Raw genomic sequence first — 17,384 nt, forward strand, 5'->3', positions numbered from 1 at the left:
AGGGGCGAAGCGTCAGCGGCCACCTCATGAAGTGAAGCAAATCCCAAGCACCACTCGAACCCGCCATGAAAAAGCGGCTGGTCTATTTTTTTCTGTTGCAAGAAAGAAGGAGTCACTCCCATGAACGACCGATTTTTCGGAAACCTTCGCATCGGCACCCGCATCACGCTGGCGTTCCTGGCGACCATCGCGCTGCTGATCCTGGTGTCGGGCATCGCCATGTCGGCACTGAACAACGTCAACCAGGCGCTGACGCTGGTGACCAAGGACTACTACGCCAAAGTCCGGTTGCTGAACGAAATTTCGGACGAGGTGGATCAGCAGGCCCGCTACGTGCGCAATCTGGTGATCTTCGAAGACCCCACACAGCGGACTCAGGAGATCAAGAGCATGGAGGGGAGCCGCGAGCTCATCAACGGCAAGTACGCCACGCTGAGCCCGACCGTGCAGAGCGACGCCGGAAAGAAGCTGCTGGCAGACACCCTGGAACTGCGCATTCCCTACGTGAGAGACGTCGACACGTTCCTCGGCCTGGTGCGCGCCAACCAGACGGACCAGGCCAAGGCCGTGCTGGCCAACACGCTGCGCGGCCATCAACTCGCATACATGGCGGCAATCGACAAGATGTCCGAGCACCAGCAGGTACAGATGGACAAAGCCAGCGAGGGGGCCGACCGCCAGGTTCAGTCGGGCTTTCAGTTCATCGTCGGGATCACCGGGGTGGCCGTGGTCATGTCGCTGCTGCTGGGCTGGCTCATCACGCGCTCCATCACCCGCCCGATCGGTCGCGCGGTGCAGATCGCGGAGACGGTCGCAGCCGGCGACCTGACGTCGCACATCGAAGCGAACAGCAAGGACGAAGTCGGCCAGTTGCTGAACGCCTTGCAGCGCATGAATGCCAGCCTGGTGCAGATCGTGGGCAGCGTCCGCACGAGCGCAGACTCCATCGCCACGGGCTCGGTGCAGATCGCCAACGGCAATGCCGACCTCAGCCAGCGCACCGAAGAGCAGGCCAGCAACCTGGAACAGACGGCGGCATCGATGGAAGAGCTGACCTCCACCGTGCAGCAGAACGCGGACTCTGCGCGGCGTGCCCACCAGTTGGCCTCGGGCGCATCGGCGGTGGCGACGCAGGGCGGTACGGTGGTGGGCAACGTCGTGTCCACCATGCAGGACATTCAGCAGAACTCCGGCCGGATGGCGGAGATCATCGGGGTGATCGACGGCATCGCCTTCCAGACCAACATCCTCGCGCTGAATGCTGCGGTCGAAGCGGCCCGCGCCGGCGAGCAGGGACGAGGCTTTGCCGTGGTGGCCAGCGAGGTGCGCTCGCTGGCAGGACGCTCGGCCGAGGCGGCCAAGGAGATCAAGGCCATGATCGAATCGAGCGTTTCCCGGGTGAGTACCGGCGCCGATCTGGTGGCACAGGCCGGACGCACCATGGCCGATGTCGTGGCGCAGGTCACGCAGGTGTCCACGCTGCTGTCGGAAATCAGCGCGGCGAGTGCCGAGCAATCCAGCGGCATCAACCAGGTGGGCGATGCCGTGCAGCAGCTGGACCAGGTCACGCAGCAGAACGCCGCGTTGGTGGAAGAAAGCGCGGCAGCAGCCGATAGCCTCAAGTTTCAGGCCGAGTCGCTGTCGCGCATGGTGGCGCAGTTCCGGCTGCCGGGAGACTCGGACGCCAGCGCATCCGGCACAGCAGGCAGCCCCGGAGCGCTGCCGCCGCCCCCGGCCCGGCGCCTGATCGCCTCATCGGCCGCTTACTGAACCGCGGAGAGCGCTGGCGGCGGCGGGGATACAGCCCATGCATCAAATAACCCTCCAGCGCTTATCCCAAAAGCGCTTAATGCTCATTTATTTATAGCAAACGCTACTGAACCTGTTCAGGAGGCCAACGCGTGCATCTCTGCGATCAGGTCGGATTTGCCTTCGAACCCGATGCCCGGCAACGGCGGCAGCGTGACGTAGCCGTTCTCCACCTTCACGCCGTCCGGGAATCCGCCGTAGGGCTGGAAAAGGTCGGGATAGCTTTCATTGCCGCCCAGCCCCAGGCCGGCCGCGATGGCCAGCGGCATCTGGTGGCCCCCGTGCGGAATGCAGCGGCTGGGTGACCAGCCGTGGTCCTTGAGCATGCCGCCGTGGCGGATGAGGTTGCGCGCGTCCTGCATGGAAAACAGGTTCTCGCCCGTTGCCATCGGGCCCTTGTACACCTCGCCGAGCCTGGCCTGCAGTTCGTAGTCGAGCGGATCGCCGGCCTCCTCGTACCAGAACAGCGGGTACTGCGACAGGGCACGGCCGTAGTCGATGGCGGTCTGCAAGTCGAACCGGCCGTTGGCGTCCACCGCCAGTTGCTGCCCCGGTCCGAGGATCTTGAGCACCGATTCGATGCGCTCGCAGTCGTCGGCCAGCGAGGCGCCGCCGATCTTCATCTTGACCACCGAGTAGCCGCGCGCCAGATAGCTGGTCATCTCGCGCTGCAGGCCTTCCACGCCCTTGCCGGGGTAGTAGTAGCCACCGGCGGCATACACGAAGACGCGCGGGTCGGGCGTGCCGTTGCCGTAGCGCTCGGCCAGCAGCTGGTAGAGCGGCTGGCCGGCGATCTTGGCCACCGCGTCCCACACGGCCATGTCGATGGTGCCCACGGCCACCGAGCGCTCGCCATGGCCGCCGGGCTTCTCGTTGATCATCATGCGGGCCCAGACCTTGTGCGGGTCGAGGTTCTCGCCAGTGCCGTCCACCAGCGTGGCGTCCACGCCCTGCACCATCGATGCCAGCAGGTATTCGTCGTGGCAGGTGTGGATGGCCTTGGAGGGATCGGCCTCGCGGATCGCCTGGATGTCGCGGGCGTACTTGTTCATGTCGCGCTGGCCCACCTTGAAGGCCTGCAGGTACGGCAGCTTGGCGAGTTCGGCCAGCAGCTGCGACGAGTACGAAGCGCGCGTCCACGCGGGGTACACGTGGCACACCAGATCAAGGCCCGGCGCGGCTTTGTGGATGGCCTCGAAATACTGCAGCGCATGGCCCGGCGTGAAGCCGAAGCGCAGCCAGTGGTGGGGCGGCATCACGTCCAGCGCCACGGCGCCGGCGGCCTGGGCGGCGCGGGCGTGCTCTGCGGCTTCGGCCAGGCCTTCGCACACGATGGAGGAGATGACGGGCGTGCGGCCCTTCAATTCATCGGCCACGATGCGCGTGACCTCGGCGCGTTCGGCCAGCGTCAGCGAAAACACCTCGCCCGTGTGGCCGTTGGTCATGATGGCCACCACGCCCTCATGGCCGGCCAGCCAGGAGGCCAGCTTGCGCAAGGCGGGCTCGTCGATGCGGTGGTCGGGGGTGAAGGGGCACGAGATGGCGGGGATGATCCCACGATAATTCGCGATGGCAGGCATGCAGAGTCTCCGTGATGGGTGCAGATGAACGACTCCTGCCGCTGATGGAAACCCTGCTGGGCAATCTGGAGGCCGCGCGCATCAAGGCGCGGGCGGCGCATGACACGGCGGCGGCCAGCCTGCGCTTTGCGGCCACGCATGTCATCTCGCTCACGTTCTTTCCGCGCTGGCTGGGCGACCTGGAGGCGCAGTTGCGCCTGGGTCCGATCCAGACCATGTCGGACAGCTCGCGCGCGCGAGGACCTGGCCCTGCAGCGGCGAGTGCAGTTCGTCCTGTGCCACAGGCATGCCGAGGTGCCCGGCCGGCTGGACGATGCCCAGTACCCCATGCTGCGGCTGTCCGACGACGTGCTGCAGCCGGTGAGCGCGGCCGGCACGGCGGGCCGCCCGCTGCACGCCATCGGCCAGGGGAGCGGGCCCTTGCCCCTGCTGGCCTACAGCGATGCCTCGGGCCTGGGCCGGATCATGCGGGCGCGCATGCGGGGCCTGCACGGAGACGGCGGGGAGTCGGCCGTGCCGGGCAGCGTGGCCGTGGTGTTCACCGCGCACCATGCAGTGCTGCTCAAGACCATGGCGCTGGAAGGCCGTGGCGTGGCCTGGCTTCCCCGCAGCCTGATCGCCGACGAGCTGCGGGCGGGAACGCTGGTGGCGGCCGGTGAAAGCGCCTGGGACGTTCCGGTGGAGATTCGCATGTGCCGCCAGCGGGCCGAAATGTCGCCGGTGGCCGAGTCGCTGTGGTCGCTGGCGGTCGGACAGCACGTCAAGACAACCCAATAGCCCAGCACCGCCGTATTCATTGCGCATGATGCTATTAATTAAATAGCATTGATAGACTACCGCAGCCTCGGCACATAATGCAGACCCTTCGCATTCCGACGGCCCCATGTACCGAGCAAGACTCTCCCTGGCATTCGCCGCTCTCGTGGCACTGGTGTGCATCCAGGCTGCATTCGTGTATTGGGGCACGCTTCGCGTCAACGACTACACCCAGCACAGCCGGCTGGCGAGCGACATCCTCTCGGAATTGCTGGACCTCTCGGCCAACAAGCAACGGCTGCGCGTATGGGCCACCCAGCGCCTGATGAACGCCAACGCAGTGCCCGAGGTGCGCCAGAGGCTGCTGGAGCGCATGCATGCCAGTGCCGCCGTCCTGGCGGAACTGTCCCGCCGCGACCTGGTGCTGTGGACCGAACTGTCCCACCGCGATGGCACGGCCGTCCCCCAGGAAGTGAAGCAGCTGGTCACCATGACGGAACTGCTGGAAGACAACATCCTCGCCGTGGAGTCGCGCCTGTCGCAACTTCGGCCGCTAGAACCGGGAGCGGACTTTCCGGCGGTCTGGGACGAACTGAACGCCACGTTCGACATGGCGCGCGGCCTCGATCTGCGCGAACTGATCAACGGCGCCATCGAGCGCCAGCGCAGCGTGGTGCCGGTGGCGCGCGCGGCCACCGAGCGGGGCCTGGACGTGCTGCGCCAGCAGGCGATCACCATGGCCATCGTAACGCTGGCGGTGGGCGCCGTGCTGGCCCTGCACCTGAACCGGCGCCTGCAGCGCCCGCTGGACCGCCTGCTGGCCGGCACGCGCGCCCTGCAGGCCGGCGAGTTGGGCCACCGCGTGGCCACCGAATCGAAAGACGAGTTCGACCGCGTGGCCCAGCACTTCAATGCCATGGCGGCCGAACTGCAGCAGCACCGCGCCCATGCCGACGCGGCGCGCCGCGAACTGGAAGACGCCGTGGAGGCCCGCACCCACGAGCTGAGCGTGGCGCACGACACGCTGCAACGGGTGGACCAGCGCCGGCGCCAGCTGTTCGCCGACCTGGGCCATGAACTGCGCACACCGGCCACCGCCATTCGCGGCGAGGCCGAGATCGCGATGCGCGGCGGCGACCGGCCGGCGCAGGACTACCGCCAGACGCTGGAACGCATCGTCGGTGGCGTGGACCAGCTCACCAAGGTGATCCACGACCTGCTGCTGATCGCCAAGACCGAGGCCGACCAGTTGGTGATGCACCCGAGCCCCATCGATCTGCAGGCCCTGGTGGCCGACGCGGCCGAACAAGCCGCGGCGCTGGGCGGCATGCATGGCGTGGCCGTGCAGTCCCTGCCCGCTTCGCCTGGCGGGCCGCTCGTAGTGAATGCCGATGCCGACCGCCTGCGCCAGGCGCTGATGATCGCGCTCGACAACGCGGTGCGCTACTCGCAGCGCGGCGGCACCGTGCGCATCGGCTGCCAGCCGGGCCCGAACGATGAAGCCCAGGTGCTGGTGAGCGACGAAGGCATCGGCATCGCGCCCGAGGAATTGCCCGAAGTCTTTCAGCGCTTCGTGCGCGGGCAACGGGCGCGCGCGCACCGGGCGGACGGCACCGGCATCGGGCTGTCGATCGCGCAGTCCATCGTGCAGGCCCACCACGGGCGCATCGAAATCGACAGCCAGCCCGGCGTGGGCACCACGGTGCTCATCGCGGTGCCGCTGGCCCGGTCCACCGACAACCTGTCTCCCGAGGAAGCCGCATGAACATTCTGGTGGTCGAAGACGATCCGCGCGTGGCCGACTTTCTGCTGCGCGGCCTGAAAGCCGAGGGCTACAGCGTGGAGCTGGCCCGCAACGGCCCCGACGGCCTGGCGCTCGCGCGCAGCGGCGACCCGGGCTTGCTGCTGCTCGATCTCATGCTGCCGGGATTGAGCGGGCTGGAGCTGTGCCAGACGCTGCGTTCCGAGGGGCGCCACGTTCCGGTGCTGATGCTCAGCGCATTGAGCAACACCGAAGACAAGGTCAACGGACTGCGCCTGGGTGCCGACGACTACCTGACCAAGCCGTTCGCGTTCGAGGAACTGCTGGCCCGCATCGAGGCGCTGATGCGCAGGGGGCGCGAGCAAAGGCAGCGCGCCAGCACGCTGCAGGTGGCCGATCTGGTGCTCGACCTCGATCGCATGCAGGCCAGCCGCGCCGGCCAGCCCATCGCGCTGACGGCCAAGGAACTGGCCTTTCTGGAACTGCTGATGAGTGCGCCGGGGCGCGTGTACAGCCGCGAACGCATCCTCTCCAACGTGTGGGGCACCAACGAGGACCCGCTGACCAACGTGGTCGATGTCTACGTGCGCCGCCTGCGCACCAAGATCGACGAAGGCCATGCCGTCGCGCTTCTGAAAACGGTGCGCGGCTTCGGGTATCGGCTGGACGCCGCGCCCGATTGAGACACGTGCCGCAGGGGTTCATCTGCGGTTCATCTTGGCATCATCTTTCCTTCATCGGGCGGCCACGGCCGCGTTCATGCGCCTGCCAAAGAATAGGTCCTGTGTCGCACTGAGCGATGCAGCACCGGCAAACAAGCCGGTGTTCGAACCTCTCTCCAAAAGGATCCCATGAAGACGCTTCACACTGCCCTCTCCGCCACTGCTCTGGCACTGATCACCCTGTCTGCCCCGGCTTTCGCGCAGGGCAAGGGCGAGCCAGTCTGCATGCCGACCAACGAAAAGGAAATCTCCGCGCTGTTCGACCGCTGGAACGATTCGCTGCGTACGCTGGACCCGGACAAGGTGACCGCCAACTATGCGCAAGACGGCGTTCTGCTGCCCACCGTGTCCAACCAGCCCCGCACGACCCCGCTGGAGATTCGCGATTACTTCGTGAAGTTCCTGCAGTCCGAACCGCAAGGCAAGATCGACAGCCGCACGATCCGCATCGGCTGCAACGTGGCGCAGGACGTGGGCACCTACACCTTCCGCTTCAAGGATGGCAAGACGGTGCAGGCCCGCTACACCTATGTGTATGAACGCATGAACGGCCAATGGCTGATCGCGCACCACCATTCGTCGGCCATGCCGGAAACCATCGCGGCCAAGAGCACGAAGTAAACCGCGGGCCCCTCGCCGGGGCGCAATGAACGAGGCCGGCCTTTGCCGGCCTTTTTTCATTCCACGGGCCGCACGGCAATGCCGCGCAGAGCGGGCCCCATCGCGGAGCGCGCCGCTCAATCCATCGACACGTTGGCGCTTTTGACCGCCTGCGCCATGCGCGTCATTTCGCTGCGAAAGAACGCAGCCGAGGCATCGGGCGGCGTGAGCTTGATCTCATAGCCCTGGGCAACCAGCGCGTCGCGCGCTTCGGGCATGTCGAGCGCGGCCTTTGAAGCCCTGGTACAGGCGATCGACCTCGGCCTTGGGCAGCCCAGCGGGACCCACTGCGGCGATCCAGCCTTCCAGCTCGTAAGCCGGCAGACCCTGTTCGGCCAGCGTGGGCACGCCGGGCAGCGATGCCACCCGCGCAGCGGTGGTGACGCCGATGGCGCGCAATGCACCGGACTTGATGTGCGGCGCCGCCGGCGCCACCGCCACCACGCTCAGCTGCACCTGCCCACCCAGGATGTCGTTCATCAGCGGGCCCATGCCGCGATAGGGAATGTGCTTGATGTCCAGCTTGGCCTGGTCCACGAACATCGCCGCGCCCAGGTGCAGGATGGTGCCGTTGCCGGACGATCCGTAGTTCAGCAGGCCGGGCCGGGCCTTCGCGAGCGCGATCAGTTACTTCACGTTCTTCGCTTCCACCGACGGATGGGCCACCAGCACGAAGGGCGTGGCACCGATCACGGTGATGGGCGTGATGTCGTGCAGCGAGTCGAACGGAATGTTCTTGTACACGCTGGGATTCACCACGTGGTTGTTGGACACCACGCCGATCACCGAGCCATCCTTGGCGGCGCGCACGAGCTGCGTGGTGCCGGTCATGCCACCGGCACCGGGCAGGTTCTCGATCACCACCGGGTGTCCCAACGCCTTGGACAGGCTGTTGCTCATGGCGCGGATGGCGCCGTCCGCGCCCGATCCGGCCGACAGCGGCAGGATCACGCGCAGCGGCTTGTCGCCCGGCTGTGCACGCACCAGCCCCGGCGCGGCCAGGGCCGCGGCGCCGAAGAGCAGCGCGGCGCGGCGAGTGAGCGAAAAAGGCTGCGCCGGCAGCGCGCGGGTCGGTGAAATCGATGGCATGGTGTGTCTCCGTGATCGTCGTTGGGATGGAAGGCGGCGCGGTCTTCGCCGCGCTCTGAGGTGCCGGGTGCAGCAGGCGCTGCCTCGGCGAAGCCTTGCTCAGGCCACGGCTGCGGCCTCGTGCAGCGCGGCGATGGCCTCGGCCGCATAGCCCAGGCTGGCCAGCAGTTCCTGCGTGTGTTCGCCCAGTTGCGGCGGATCGAGCCGCACGCCCATGCGCTGGCCGTCCAGCCGCAGTGGCAGCAAGGTGACGCGTGCGGTGCTGCCCGCCCGTTCACCGTCGGGCAGCGTGACCTCGGCGAGGCCGCCCGTGGCATTCAGGTGCGGGTCGTCGAAGAGCTGCTCGGGGCGAAGGATGGGAGCGAACGGCAGTCCGTGCCGCTCGAAGATGGCCGACAGCGCCTCGGCCGTGTGCTCGGCCAGGCGGCGGCGCAACTCGGGCAGCAGCGTGGCGCGGGCACGCACGCGGTCGTTGTTCAGTGCCAGGGCCGGGTCGGCCTTCAGGTCGGCGTAATCCATGGCATCGCAGAACGTGATCCACTGCGCATCGCTCACGGCCGCCAGAAAGATCTGCCCGCCGTCCTTCACGCTGAACACGTCGTACACCGCCCAAGACGAGATGCGGTCGGGCATGGGCGCGGCGGGCTGGCCCGTGACGGCGTACTGCATCATGTGCTGGCCGACGAGGAACACGTTGTTCTCGAACAGGGCCGAGTCCACTTCCTGCCCCCGGCCCGTCTGGGCGCGCTGCATGAGCGCTGCCATGGCGCCGATGGCGCCGAACATGCCGCCCATGATGTCGTTCACGCTGGTGCCCGCACGCAGCGGGTCGCCCGGGCGGCCGGTCATGTAGGCCAGGCCGCCCATCATCTGCACCACCTCGTCGAGCGCGGTGCGGTGCTCGTAGGGGCCGGGCAGAAACCCCGCATGGTTCACATACACCAGCCGCTCGTTCAGCCGCGACAAAGCCGCGTAATCGAGGCCGTACTTGGCCATCACGCCGGGCTTGAAGTTCTGAGCGACCACGTCGGCCGAAGAGGCCAGGCGGATCGCCACCTCCAGCCCCTCGGGCTTGCGCAGGTCCAGCGCGATGCTTTTCTTGTTGCGGTTGAACATGGGGAAAAAACCCGCACCCGCGCCCAGCAGGTGACGGGTGCGGTCGCCGTCCACCGGCTCGACCTTGATGACCTCGGCGCCGAGGTCGGCCAGCACCATGCCGCAGGTGGGCCCCATGACCATGTGGGTGAACTCCACCACGCGCAGGCCCGCGAGGGGCAGCTTTGCGGACTCGGTGGATGGCGAAGGGTTTGAGGATGCATTCATGGGCGCAACGATAAAGGTTCAGGCCAGTGCGGCCGAGGCAGCCATCCGGGCCGGGGCGGTCTTGGGCAACCCGGCCTGCCAGAGCGTGCCGTGCAGCGTTTCGCCGGCCAGCCAGCCGGCCACCCGCCGGCGCAGCGCCAGCAGCGCGGGCACATCGAGATGGGTGTCAACCCCCATGCACTCCAGCATGAAAGCGAGGTCTTCGGTGCTGACATTGCCGCTCGCACCGGGCGCATGCGGGCAGCCGCCGATACCGGCCAGGCACGCATCGAAGCGGGTGATGCCGGTCTGCCACGCAGCGTAGGCGTTCGCCAGCCCCATGCCGCGCGTGTCGTGAAAATGGGCGCAGGCCAGCCGTTCGCCGACCAGGCCACGTGCCTTTTCGAAAAGGCGCTGCACGCTGGCGGGATCGGCATAGCCGACCGTATCGGCCAGGCTCACGCGGTCGGCCCCGGCATCGAGCAGCGCCTGCATGAGGCGGAGCACCTCGCTCTCGGCCACTTCGCCCTGCAGCGTGCAGCCGAACGCCGTGCCCACCCCGCCCTCGATCAGGGTGCGGCTGCTGGCCGCATCGCGCGCTGCACGAATGCGCGCCACTTCGGCCACGACCTCGTCGGGGGTCTTGCGCAGGTTGGCCAGGCTGTGCGCATGGCTGGCCGACAACGGCACCACCATCAGATCGGCCCGGCATTCGATGGCCCGCTCGGCGCCCCGCAGGTTAGGGACCAGCACCGACGCCACGAGGCCGGGCAGCGTCCGGGCATGGGCGAGCACCTCGGCGGTGTCGGCCAATTGCGGCAGCAGGCGCGCCGGCACGAAGGAGCCGACCTCGATCTCGCGCTGGCCCGCCGCGTGCGCCGCATTCACCCACTCGATTTTCCGGTCGGTGGATACGACGGTGGCAATGCTCTGCAGCCCGTCGCGCAGGCCCACTTCGCGGACGATCGCATGGGCGCCCTGGGGGGTGCCGTTCGCAGCGTTGCTGGCGGGGGAGCGGTCAGGCATGGGGTTCACGGCGTCTCCTGGTGGGGTGGGGCTGGGCCATTCTAGAAATTCCCGATCATCAATTCATTCCTATTTTTGAACGCCTAAGATTCCACCCCGGAATACCTCATGCGCTTCTTCGCTTCTTCATCCCTCCCCCTCTGCCCACCCATGCGATTGCCCGACCTGCAAACCCTCAAGCTCTTCGTGGCCGTCTGCGAGCACCGCAACATCGCCCGCGCGGCCGAGCAGGAATCCATCGTCGGCTCGGCGGTGAGCAAGCGGCTGGCGCAGCTGGAGGACATGCTGGGCACGCGGCTTCTCGTGCGCAAGCGCCACGGCGTCGTGCCCACCGCGGCGGGCGAAACCCTGCTGGAGCACGCCCGCGCCATGCTCGCCAGCGTGGACCGCATCGAGCGCGACATGGCGGCGTTCGCCACCGGCATCCGCGGGCACGTGCGCATGCTGGTCACGGCGTCGGTCATGGCGGAATCGCTCGCTGACGACGTCGCGGCGTTTTTGCAAAACCCCGCGCACCGCGACATCCAGGTGAGCATGGAAGAGCGCGTGAGCCCGGAAGTGGTTCGCGGCATTCGCGAAGGCAGCGCGTCCATCGGCATCTGCTGGGACGCTGCCGATCTGCAGGGGCTGGAAACGCGCAGCTACCGCCACGACCACCTGGCCATCGTCGCCCACCCCTCGCACCCGGTCGCCCAACGGGACAGCGTGCGGTTTGCCGACGTGCTGGGCTACGAGTTCGTCAGCATGCCGGCACTCAGCGCCGTGCACGTGTTGCTGGCCCGCGCGGCGGCCGTCGAGGGCCGGACGCTGGTGCACCGCGTGCTGGTGTCCAACTTCGACGCGGCACTGCGCGTGGTGCGCGCCAACCTGGCCATCAGCGTCGTGCCCGCCGAGGTGGCGGCGCCGTTCGCAGCGGCCACCGGCGTGAGGATCGTGCCGCTCGGCGACGCCTGGGCGAGGCGCCGGTTCGCGCTGTGCTTTCGCGGAACGCCGGGCCTGGCGCCTGCCGCGCAGCTGCTGGTGGACCACCTCGTCGCGGCGGGCGAGGCAGCCGCCTGAGAGGCTTCGATGGCGTGCGTGGCGAGAGTGCAACAATCCCGTAACACCTGAGTATTTTTACCCTACAGCGCACGTCTGGTGAAGCTCTTGAGCTATTAAACTTGTAGCAAAATGGGTTCCACGCTATATTCACAGCGTTCCGGCCACAGGGGTCTCGCCCGCCGCCGGATTTCTATCTTTCTATCGCGCAAGGAGAAGCTTCCATGAGCTCCAAGGAAAACGCCGCCATCAACCAGCTGTTCGAAAAGCTCGAATGCCGCTATGCGTTGCGTGTGCTCTGGGCCCTTCGCGACGGCCACCCCCAGACCTTCCGTTTGCTGCAGGACAGCGTGGGCGGCATCACGCCCAACACGCTGAACACCCGCATCAAGGAACTGCGCGAGGCCGGCCTGCTGGACCACGGCAACGACGGCTACACGGTCACCCCCTCGGGCGTGGATCTGCTCAAGCGGCTGTCCGACGTGCAGGCGTTCGCCACACGCTGGGTCGCGGCCCGGGTCAAGAAGTAACCTGGAGACGGCGCGGGCCAGAAGGCCGCGCCACCCCCCTCACCCGCGCGCTGCGCGGGTTTTGGCCTTTTAGGGCTGCAGCGCAATAAGCACTAGGGCACTTGGCTATCAATTTAATAGCAATTGATTGATGGCGCTTTTACAAGGAATTCCCATGGCATTCACCACCACCCCCTCCGGCCTGCAGTACGAAGACTCCGTCGTGGGCGAAGGCGCCGAAGCCGCGCGCGGCGACCACGTCAAGGTGCATTACACCGGCTGGCTCTACAACAACGGCGAGCAAGGCGCTAAGTTCGACTCCAGCCGCGACCGCAACGATCCGTTCGAGTTCGGCCTGGGCGCCGGCATGGTGATCAAGGGCTGGGACGAAGGCGTTCAGGGCATGAAGATCGGTGGCCAGCGCACGCTGATCATTCCCGCAGCGCTCGGCTACGGCGCACGCGGCGCCGGTGGCGTGATCCCTCCGAACGCCACCCTGAAGTTCGACGTGGAACTGCTCGGCGTGGGCCGCTGATCGGGCCATCCAACCGCCCGGCGCATTCAGCGCCAGGCCACCCACCCAGGGGCCGCGCTTCGAAAGAGGCACGGCCCTTTGCCATTGGCGGCCCAAGGCGTCGCCGTCCGTGCGCTCGTTGCCCCACGCCCCATTTTCACGACCCCTTTGCGCCGCCCCGGATTTCTTTCACCGCACCCACAACCTTTGGCGATCCCCGGCGCACTCACGACTGCAGAAAAATGACTGCGATCTTCCAATGGAGTGAACTTGAAAATTTCCAAAATTCTGTGGGGTACGTTGCCGGCAACGGCGTTGGTGTTGGCGGGCTGCGGCGGTAGCGACTCGCCCCCGAACGTCACGTCGTTCACGGCCAAAGCCGTGGTGTCGGACGGGAGCATCGCCGGCACGCAGACCGACGCCAATCTGAAAAACGGCTGGGGCATCGCCTTCAACCCCAACGGCTTCGTCTGGATCACGGCGACCAGCACGCAGAAGTCCACCCTTTATGACGGCAACGGTGTGCCCCAGACCCTGGTGGTCACAGTGCCCCCGGCCGGCAGCGCCCCGGCGAACCCGACCGGCATCATCTTCAGCGGCACCAGCAGCTTTCCCGTCACCAAGAACGGCGTGACGGGCCCCAGCCGCTTCGTGTTCTCCAGCGAAGACGGCAGCCTCTCCGGCTGGAGCCCCGCCGCAGACCTGGCCAACTCGATCGTCACCTACCGCGACGGCACGGGCGCCGTGTACAAGGGACTGGCCGTGGCGACCCGCGGCAGCGCCGATTTTCTGTACGCCACCGACTTTCGCAACAGCAAGGTCGACGTGTTCGACACCACCTTCCAGAAGGTCCAGCTGGCGGGCAACTTCGCGGACCCGCAGTTGCCGGCGAACTACGCACCCTACGGCATTCAGACGGTCGGCTCGCGCATCTACGTGACCTATGCCCAGCAAGACAGCACCCGGCGCAACGCCGTGGCCGGCGCCGGACTGGGAGCGCTGAACGCCTTCAACACCGATGGCACGCTGGCGCAGCGCATCGTCGCGCCCGGCGCTCAGCTCAACGCGCCCTGGGGCATCGCCCAGGCGCCCGGCGATTTCGCCGGCGCCAGCAGCCGCCTGATCATCGCCAATGAAGGCGACGGCACGCTGCAGGCCTTCGATCCCGCAACGGGCGAATGGAAGGGCCCGCTGGCGCAAAAGGACGGAACGACGCTGCAAGTGGACGGCGTGCGCGGGATCGCGTTCGGCAACGGCCTGAACCAGCAGCCGCTGAACACGCTGTTCTACGTGGCAGGGCCGAACAAGGGCGTGAACGGCGCCTACGGCCGGGTCGACATCCAGCCTTGATCGAGGGCTGCGCCCGCCACGGAATCGCGTTGCGGGCGGGCCTGGTTTTCTTGAAGACGGCACGCAACGTGCCGCCTTGCCTCCGATCCCGCTACCGCTTCCATGGCGGGAGCGGCAGCCAATCAGCCGAACAGTGCCCGGTCCAGCCGGCGATACTTTTCATCGCCCACGAGTTCGCGGATCTTCGGGGCCAGCTCCACCAGGTCTTCGAAGCTCTGCGCTCCCTCTACCGCCAGATTCAGCCGAAAGCCGCGCAACCCGAGGCTGGCGGTGATTTCCGTGGCGATGGGATAGGCGGCCTTGTAGCGCTCGGTGGGTGACGGGCCGGAATTCGCCACCAGTCCTGCAGCACCTTCGCCAGCGGCGGGCAACCCGTATGCCGCGGCATTCGACAGATCGGGAACTGTTCCGTCGGGCAACGCCAGCAGGCCTTGCCCGACCATCGCCCGCACGTCGTCCACGGCGATTCCCATGGCCGCGGTGGCGGACAGCACCTGCGCCAGCGTGCGCTTTCCGTCGAACAGGATGAAGGCCGATCGCTGCCGGGACGTGAGCATCCCGTGGCGGTCTTTGAGGGCCAGATGGCCTGCAGGTGTCTTGACGAGTAGCACGGTTCCCCCTGATGGTCTCGGCGGCGGTTGGGGGCATGCGCCCGGGCCGATGTCAGCGCAGCGTCGCACGCAGTCGTGGCTTTGTGAATCCGGGTTTATCCATAACTGTTCGCTCGCCCGCCGATGCCTTCGGCAGGCCGCCGGATCACGGCCCTGGCGAACGTGGGTCCAGCAACGGCGCCGCGCCTGCCGTGCGCGTGAACAGGCTCACCAGCCAGGCCGTCACCAGCCCCACCGGCACGCCGAAGACGCCCGCCGAAATCGGCTGGATGCCGAACCACAGGCCGTTGGCCAGCAGCACTGGCGACACCAGGGCGCGCACCGCTTCCACGTGCGAGAGCAGGTAGTACACCGTCACGCCCAGCCCGCACAGCATGCCCGCCACCGCGCCCTGCCGCGTGGCCCCCCGCCAGAAGATGCCCAGCACCATCGCCGGCACGAACGCCGAGGCCGCGAGCGAGAAGGACGCCGACACCATGGGCAGGATTTCCGACCGTTTGAGCGCCGCCACGAATGCGGCGAACAGCGCGACGGCCAGCAGCGCGAATTTGGACAGGATCACCCGCCGCTCGGGCGAGGCCTTGCGCCTGCTTTCTTGAAAGTACAGATCGCGCACCAACGCATTGCTGATGGTGAGCAGCAGCCCGTCGGCGGTGGAGAGCGCCGCGGCAAGGCCGCCGGCCGCCACCAGCCCAGAGATCACATAGGGCAGCCCGCCGAGTTCGGGCGTGGCCAGCATGATCAGGTCGGCCCCGAAGCGGATCTCGCCGAACTGCACGATGCCGTCGCGGTTCACGTCCTCCACCGACAGCAGCGCCGTGTCCACCCGCGCCCACTGCCCGATCCAGTTGGGCAAGGCGTCGAACGGGCTGCCGACGAGATTGCTCATGACCTCGAACTTGACCAGCACCGCCAGCGCCGGCGCGCTGAGGTACAGCAGCGCGATGAAAAACAGTGACCACGCCACCGATGACCGCGCCGCGGCCACCGACGGCACGGTGTAGTAGCGCGTGAGCAGATGCGGCAGCCCCGCCGTGCCCACCATGAGGCAGAACATCAGCGCGAGGAAGTTGCGTCGCGTGTCTTCATAAGCACGCTGGGCCTCGGGCGAACCCTGGGGATCGCCCGCGTAGGGCTGGCTGTGCGGCGGCAGGCCACCCAGCGGATGCGCGCGCTCATCGCTCTCGCGCATCTCGCGGCTCCAGCGCTCGCGGGCCGTGTCTTCGTCGCGCGGCATGGTGGCCAGTTCGCGGCTGGCGGCCACGATCAGGCCGACATCGGCGTTCTGGTCGCGCAACTGGCGGATACGCTGGCGTGCCGCTTCGCGCTCGTGCTCCAGCGCCGCCCCCACGTCCTGCAGCCGGGCTTGCAGGTCCTTGGCACGGGCCTGGTAGGCCGCCAGAACCTGCCGCTCGGCGGGGTCTTCCAGCAACCGGGCTTCCATGCTGGCGATCTTGCCGATCTGTGCGCCGTAAACCAGAGGCGCCAAGGGATTGCCCAGTTGCTTGTAGGCCAGCCAGGAAACGGGAATCAGGAACGCCAGCAGCACCATCACGTATTGCGCCACCTGGGTCCAGGTGATGGCGCGCATGCCACCCAAGAAGGAGCACAGCAGCACGCCGCCCAGCCCCAGCATGATGCCGATCTCGAACTGCACGCCCGTGAGGCGCGAGGCGATCAGCCCCACCCCATAAATCTGCGCCACCACATAGGTGAACGAGCACAGCACCGCCGCCAGCGCGGCGATCACGCGTGGCCAGCGCCCGCCGAACCGCACCTGGAAGAACTCCGGGATGGTGTAGAGGTTCATGGCCCGCAGGTGGGGGGCGATCAGCAACGCCACCAGGCAGAACCCGCCCGTCCAGCCGAGCAGGTAGGCCAGCCCGCCCGCCTGCCCCGGAACGCCCGAAAACCCCTGCAGGTAAAGCGCTCCGGACAGGCTGATGAAAGAGGCGGCACTCATCCAGTCGGCCGCCGCCGCCATGCCGTTGTAGACCGCAGGAATGCGCCGCCCGGCGACGTAATATTCGTCGGCATCGGTCGTACGGCCGTACACGCCGATGGCCGCGTACACCATCACGGACAGGAACAGAAAGATGGGCCCGATCCAGTGGCGCGACAAGCCGCGCTGCTCGGCCCAGGCCATGATGGCCAGGAACGCGATCACCCCGGTCACGTAGAGCGCGAGGATGCGGCGCAGCCGCCGACCGTAGGCAGCCTGCGACGCAGAGTCCGCGGCGCTGTCAGCCACGCGGGTGGGCTCCGTGGGCGGCTGAGGATGTGTGCGAGGCGGCGAGCGCATCGACCGCCGTGGCGGGACTGGCGGGACTGGCGGGACTGGCGGGACTGGCGGGACTGGCGGCACGAACGTTCGCCGCATCCTGCCGCTCGAAGTGGTTCATGGCCGCGCAGTAGATCGCCACGATGCCGATGAACACCAGCACCGCGCCCTGCGACGCGATCCAGTACCCCAGCGGCCAGTCGCCGACCATGATTTGCAGGTCACGGGCGAAATAGCAGGCGCCGAAGGACACCGCTGCCCATGCCAGCAGCAAGCCCGCCTTCAGCCAGAGGTGGCGGGCGTCGTGCAGGTCGGGCGGAAAGAGGTGCCCGGCCCCTTGCTCCTCGGTCGCCTGCGGGCGCGTGGGCATGGTGG

The 17,384-nt window shown here is 67.4% G+C and carries 14 protein-coding genes and 2 pseudogenes; 9 read left to right on the forward strand and 7 right to left on the reverse strand.

The annotated features are described in order from the left end of the window. Window positions 1-120 precede the first annotated feature (120 nt). The gene (locus AVHM3334_RS14630) at window positions 121-1,770 is read left to right on the forward strand and encodes a methyl-accepting chemotaxis protein (protein ID WP_284413423.1); all 1,650 of its coding nucleotides are present in this window, start codon (window positions 121-123) and stop codon (window positions 1,768-1,770) included. Between the two features lie 116 nt (window positions 1,771-1,886). On the opposite strand, the gene AVHM3334_RS14635 is transcribed toward AVHM3334_RS14630, so the two are convergent. Then, entirely contained in the window at window positions 1,887-3,389 is a 1,503-nt protein-coding gene (locus AVHM3334_RS14635; RefSeq protein WP_284413424.1) for a dihydrodipicolinate synthase family protein, read from the reverse strand. A gap of 20 nt (window positions 3,390-3,409) precedes the next feature. On the opposite strand from AVHM3334_RS14635, the pseudogene AVHM3334_RS14640 reads away from it, so the two are divergent. From AVHM3334_RS14640 to AVHM3334_RS14655, 4 genes and pseudogenes are all read left to right on the forward strand, one after another. Continuing rightward, window positions 3,410-4,166, forward strand: a pseudogene (locus tag AVHM3334_RS14640) (LysR substrate-binding domain-containing protein); the annotation flags it as partial. 106 nt (window positions 4,167-4,272) lie between these two features. Continuing rightward, the gene (locus tag AVHM3334_RS14645) at window positions 4,273-5,910 is read left to right on the forward strand and encodes a sensor histidine kinase (protein ID WP_284413425.1); all 1,638 of its coding nucleotides are present in this window, start codon (window positions 4,273-4,275) and stop codon (window positions 5,908-5,910) included. Next, window positions 5,907-6,590, forward strand: a complete 684-nt coding sequence (locus AVHM3334_RS14650) for a response regulator transcription factor (protein WP_284413426.1) — start codon at window positions 5,907-5,909, stop codon at window positions 6,588-6,590. Before AVHM3334_RS14645 ends, AVHM3334_RS14650 begins: the two co-directional genes overlap by 4 nt. Before the next feature lie 168 nt (window positions 6,591-6,758). Continuing rightward, window positions 6,759-7,250 (forward strand): SgcJ/EcaC family oxidoreductase, encoded by a 492-nt coding sequence (locus AVHM3334_RS14655; protein WP_284413428.1) that lies wholly within the window; start codon window positions 6,759-6,761, stop codon window positions 7,248-7,250. A gap of 116 nt (window positions 7,251-7,366) precedes the next feature. Here the strand turns inward: AVHM3334_RS14655 and AVHM3334_RS14660 are convergent. The 3 genes and pseudogenes from AVHM3334_RS14660 to AVHM3334_RS14670 all read right to left on the reverse strand — a co-directional run bounded on the left by AVHM3334_RS14660 (window position 7,367) and on the right by AVHM3334_RS14670 (window position 10,706). Next, a pseudogene (locus tag AVHM3334_RS14660) lies at window positions 7,367-8,378 on the reverse strand (tripartite tricarboxylate transporter substrate binding protein). 99 nt (window positions 8,379-8,477) lie between these two features. Then, the gene (locus AVHM3334_RS14665) at window positions 8,478-9,701 is read right to left on the reverse strand and encodes a CaiB/BaiF CoA transferase family protein (RefSeq protein ID WP_284413429.1); all 1,224 of its coding nucleotides are present in this window, start codon (window positions 9,699-9,701) and stop codon (window positions 8,478-8,480) included. Between the two features lie 18 nt (window positions 9,702-9,719). Beyond that, window positions 9,720-10,706, reverse strand: a complete 987-nt coding sequence (locus AVHM3334_RS14670; RefSeq protein WP_284413491.1) for a hydroxymethylglutaryl-CoA lyase — start codon at window positions 10,704-10,706, stop codon at window positions 9,720-9,722. Between the two features lie 150 nt (window positions 10,707-10,856). Here AVHM3334_RS14670 and AVHM3334_RS14675 point away from each other — a divergent pair, with 150 nt between their 5' ends. The 4 genes from AVHM3334_RS14675 to AVHM3334_RS14690 all read left to right on the forward strand — a co-directional run bounded on the left by AVHM3334_RS14675 (window position 10,857) and on the right by AVHM3334_RS14690 (window position 14,117). Next, window positions 10,857-11,765 (forward strand): LysR family transcriptional regulator, encoded by a 909-nt coding sequence (locus tag AVHM3334_RS14675; protein ID WP_284413430.1) that lies wholly within the window; start codon window positions 10,857-10,859, stop codon window positions 11,763-11,765. 203 nt (window positions 11,766-11,968) lie between these two features. Then, complete coding sequence (locus AVHM3334_RS14680) at window positions 11,969-12,274, forward strand: winged helix-turn-helix transcriptional regulator (protein ID WP_092744314.1); 306 nt, start codon at window positions 11,969-11,971, stop codon at window positions 12,272-12,274. Window positions 12,275-12,428: 154 nt separating this feature from the next. Beyond that, window positions 12,429-12,788: an FKBP-type peptidyl-prolyl cis-trans isomerase gene (locus tag AVHM3334_RS14685; protein WP_284413431.1), complete on the forward strand. Its 360-nt coding sequence runs from the start codon at window positions 12,429-12,431 to the stop codon at window positions 12,786-12,788. 249 nt (window positions 12,789-13,037) lie between these two features. Beyond that, window positions 13,038-14,117 (forward strand): TIGR03118 family protein, encoded by a 1,080-nt coding sequence (locus AVHM3334_RS14690; protein WP_284413432.1) that lies wholly within the window; start codon window positions 13,038-13,040, stop codon window positions 14,115-14,117. Window positions 14,118-14,239: 122 nt separating this feature from the next. On the opposite strand, the gene AVHM3334_RS14695 is transcribed toward AVHM3334_RS14690, so the two are convergent. The 3 genes from AVHM3334_RS14695 to AVHM3334_RS14705 all read right to left on the reverse strand — a co-directional run bounded on the left by AVHM3334_RS14695 (window position 14,240) and on the right by AVHM3334_RS14705 (window position 17,379). Further along, entirely contained in the window at window positions 14,240-14,728 is a 489-nt protein-coding gene (locus AVHM3334_RS14695; RefSeq protein WP_284413434.1) for a hypothetical protein, read from the reverse strand. Between the two features lie 145 nt (window positions 14,729-14,873). Beyond that, the gene (locus AVHM3334_RS14700; RefSeq protein WP_284413436.1) at window positions 14,874-16,979 is read right to left on the reverse strand and encodes a VC_2705 family sodium/solute symporter; all 2,106 of its coding nucleotides are present in this window, start codon (window positions 16,977-16,979) and stop codon (window positions 14,874-14,876) included. Further along, on the reverse strand, window positions 16,972-17,379 hold the full coding sequence (locus AVHM3334_RS14705; RefSeq protein ID WP_284413437.1) for a DUF4212 domain-containing protein: 408 nt from the start codon (window positions 17,377-17,379) through the stop codon (window positions 16,972-16,974). Before AVHM3334_RS14705 ends, AVHM3334_RS14700 begins: the two co-directional genes overlap by 8 nt. Between the last annotated feature and the right edge of the window lie 5 nt (window positions 17,380-17,384).

The sequence above is a fragment of the Acidovorax sp. SUPP3334 genome (genome assembly GCF_030159055.1).
Taxonomy (GTDB): Bacteria; Pseudomonadota; Gammaproteobacteria; order Burkholderiales; family Burkholderiaceae_C; genus Paracidovorax.